General features: G+C 73.0%; 4 protein-coding genes. 2 read left to right on the top strand and 2 right to left on the bottom strand.

Annotation, left to right across the window (positions count from 1 at the left end; translation table 11 throughout):
* Positions 1 to 67 precede the first annotated feature (67 nt).
* Together EYA84_RS28895 and EYA84_RS28900 are read right to left on the bottom strand one after the other, a co-directional pair.
* Complete coding sequence (locus EYA84_RS28895) at positions 68 to 919, bottom strand: alpha/beta fold hydrolase (RefSeq protein ID WP_131057149.1); 852 nt, start codon at positions 917 to 919, stop codon at positions 68 to 70.
* Between the two features lie 79 nt (positions 920 to 998).
* Positions 999 to 2243 (bottom strand): hypothetical protein, encoded by a 1245-nt coding sequence (locus EYA84_RS28900; RefSeq protein ID WP_131057152.1) that lies wholly within the window; start codon positions 2241 to 2243, stop codon positions 999 to 1001.
* A 95-nt stretch (positions 2244 to 2338) separates the two neighbouring features.
* Between EYA84_RS28900 and EYA84_RS28905 the strand changes: the two genes are divergently transcribed.
* On the top strand, positions 2339 to 3229 hold the full coding sequence (locus EYA84_RS28905; RefSeq protein ID WP_131057150.1) for a TatD family hydrolase: 891 nt from the start codon (positions 2339 to 2341) through the stop codon (positions 3227 to 3229).
* A gap of 2 nt (positions 3230 to 3231) precedes the next feature.
* Positions 3232 to 3500, top strand: a 269-nt coding sequence (locus EYA84_RS28910; protein WP_275540820.1) for an rRNA adenine N-6-methyltransferase family protein, incomplete at its 3' end; no start/stop codon positions are given.

The following is a 3500-nucleotide window of genomic DNA, read 5'->3' on the forward strand; positions in this document are numbered from 1 at the left end:
CCCGACACCGGGATCGCGCCCGCCGCGCGTCGCCCGGCGCGGGCCTACGCCCGCACCGGTGACCGGGTCAGGCCCGGACCATCGACGGCGACCCGATGAACTCCATGATCGCGTCGTTGACCTGGTCGGCGTTGGTCCACGGAATGCCGTGCGGGGCGCCCTTGAGGGTCACCAGCCGGCTGTCCGAGAGCAACGGCTGCAACCGCTGACCGGTCTTCGGGTACGGCAGGACCATGTCCTTGTCGCCCTGCACGAGCAGCATCGGCACGTCGATCCGCGACACGTCGGCCCGGAAGTCCGTGCCCCAGGCGTCCACGCAGTCGTGCGTGGCCTTGGCCGAGGCCCGCGCGCCGATCTCCCAGTGCGCCCGGTACGCATCCTCGCTGACCAGCTTGCCCCGGTTCTCGTCGTAGTTGAAGAACGTGTTGCAGAAATCGGTGAGGTACGCGAACCGGTCCTCGGTGATGGCCTTCTTGAACCCCTCGAAGAGGCTCGCCTCGACCCCCTCCGGGTTGTCCGGAGCCTGCCGCAGGTACGGCGCCAGCGGCGCCAGCAGCACCGCCCGGTCCACCCGGTCCGAGCCGTACGCACCCAGGTAACGGGTCACCTCACCGGTGCCCATCGAGTGCCCGACCAGGATCGTGTTGCGCAGGTCCAGCTCGGTCATCAGCACGTCGAGGTCGGCGGCCAGGGTGTCGTAGTCGTACCCGAAGGCCGGCTGCGCCGAGTTGCCGAAGCCCCGTCGGTCGTACGTGATCACCCGGTACCCGGCCGAGAGCAGGGGATCGATCTGCTTCTCCCAGGTCGCCCCGTTGAACGGGAACCCGTGGATCAGCACGATCGGCTGACCCGAGCCGTGGTCCTCGTAGTACAGGTCGATGGGCGCGGAGTTCTCCGTCCCGACAGTGATGAAGGGCATGTCCACTCCTACGATTCAGACAACGCGGTCGCTCACGCATTCCCGCGTGACCTGCCGATATGCCCGAACCGGTCCGGCGTCAGAGGACGTACGGGTGGTCCACCACCCGGTCGTCGGTCACCTCGACACCCGGCGCCCAGGTCTCGTAGACACCCCGTTCGTGACACTGCGCCCCGGTCGCCAGCACCGCGTCCGGATTCGGGCGTCGCAGCCGCAACCGCAGCCACCCCGACTCCTCCCGCAACACCAGACACGGCACCCCGCGCCAGGTGGCGACCCGCACCCGACGGCTCACCCCGTCGACCGGGTAGCGGGCGGCCCGCGTCAACGCCAGCACCCGGAACCCGCCGGGCAGATCCGCCACCGCCTCGTACTCCCCGCCGCCGTACGCGCCGACCAGCCGCGTCGACCGGGGAGCCTCGCCGGTCGGCACGTACTCCTGGTCCGGGGACAACCCCGGCACGGCGGCCAGCAGGTGCCGCCACTGCGGCCCGGCCATCCGCAACCAGCCGCGCTGCTCCGCCTGGTACGCGTAGAGCACCACCTCCGGCCCCTGCGCCGGGTACGCCAGCAGGGTGGCGTTGGCCGGCATCGGCAGGTCGGCGAAGTCGCGGGTGACGAACTCCGGGATCAGGTGATGACTGCTCGGCGTGAACCCGGTGCCCAGCACCGCCGGCCCCACCCGGTCGCGCGACCCCAACGCCGCCAGCCCCCGGTACGCCGCGCCGGCCGGCACGTCGTAGTCGGTCGGGTCGGCGGCCCGCCACCGCACCGCGTACGTCACGTCCACGCCGTCCTGGCTGCCCCCGGCGTCGGCCCGCAGCACCGACGTCGCCGCCGGCGTCCGCAGATGCGCCACGTCGTGTTCCCGGAAGCAGAAGCCGTGCGGCAACCAGCCCCGCACGAACCCGGCGAGCTGCCGGGCCGAGAGGACCTTCACCATCCGGGTGCCCCGACGCACCACCGCCGAGGCGCGTACCGCCGTGACCAGCGGATCGTCCGCCGCGTCGGGCTGCTGGCTGAGCCGGTGCACCTGCGACCAGCCGTGCTCGCGGTGCAGCGGTACCAGCAGCGGCGCCTCCGGCTCCTCGCTCGGCGCAGCCGCACCGTGCACCGCCGTCACCTCGCTGGCGTGCACGAACCGCCGCCACGGCAGCGCCGAACCCGGCCGGGGCGCCCACTCGAAACCGGTCACCTCGTCGGCGCTGAACACCTCGTACGCCGCACCTCGGGCGATCTCGTCGGCCGCGTACACCGCGCCGCCGTACGTCACCCGCAGTCCGGTCCGCTGCCGCGCCGTGTCGTCGTCCGTTCGCGGCCCGATACTCACCGGAGCGACGGTAGGGGTCTCCGGCGTAGCCGAGGTGAACCACGGGTGGCGGGCGGGTGGACTCGGGCGGTGTGTGATGCTGTCGACTGATGAGCGAGCCCACCGAGTCCCGCCGCCAGCGCGCGTCCCGCCGCGCCGGCGAGTTCCCACCCGCGCCGGAGCCGCTGCCCCGGCCGGTGCTGGACAGCCACACCCACCTGGACATCACGGTGAACGAGGTCGGCGTCCCGCAGGGCAGCAGCGCCGCCGACCCGGTCGCCGCCGCGATCGAGGTCGCCGCCGCCGTCGGCGTGGACCGGCTGGTGCAGGTCGGCGTCGACGTCGAGTCCTCCCGCTGGGGCGCCGAGGTGGCCGGCACGTACCCGGCGGTGGTCGCGACCGTGGCGCTGCACCCCAACGAGGCGCCCCGGTGCCACGACCTCGACGCCTCGCTGCGCGAGATCGAGACGCTGGCCGCCGAGGACCGGGTACGCGGCATCGGCGAGACGGGCATGGACTTCTACCGCACCGGCGACGAGGGCCGGGCCGCGCAGGAGGAGAGCTTCCGGGCCCACATCGCCATCGCCAAGCGGTACGCCAAGACGCTGGTCATCCACGACCGTGACGCGCACGCCGACGTGCTGCGCATCCTCGACGACGAGGGCGCACCGGAGACCGTGGTGCTGCACTGCTTCTCCGGCGACGCCGAGTTCGCGGCCGAGTGCGTCCGCCGGGGCTACCTGCTCAGCTTCGCCGGCACCGTCACCTTCGGCAGCGCCGGGGCACTACGGGAGGCCGCCGCGCTCACCCCGCTCGACCAGATCCTGGTGGAGACCGACGCGCCGTACCTGACCCCGATGCCGCACCGGGGCCGCCCCAACGCGTCGTACCTGATCCCGGTGACCGTCCGGGCGCTGGCCACCCACACCGGCGCCGACCTGGACGACCTCTGCGCCGCCATCTCCGCCACCGGCGAACGCGCCTTCGGGCCGTGGTCCTGACCGTGGCCGCAGACCTGCTCGGCCCGGCGGAGATCCGGGAACTCGCGACCCGGCTCGGCGTCGCCCCCACCAAGAAGTTCGGTCAGAACTTCGTCCACGACCCGAACACCGTCCGCCGGATCGTCACCACCGCCGGGCTGGCCCCGGACGACGTGGCCCTGGAGGTCGGTCCCGGCCTCGGCTCGCTCACCCTCGGCCTGCTCCGCGCCGCCGCCCACGTGCACGCCGTCGAGATCGACTCGACGCTGGCCGGCGCGCTGCCGGACACCGC

Origin of the sequence: Verrucosispora sp. SN26_14.1 (assembly GCF_004307965.1) — a bacterium.
GTDB lineage: Bacteria > Actinomycetota > Actinomycetes > Mycobacteriales > Micromonosporaceae > Micromonospora.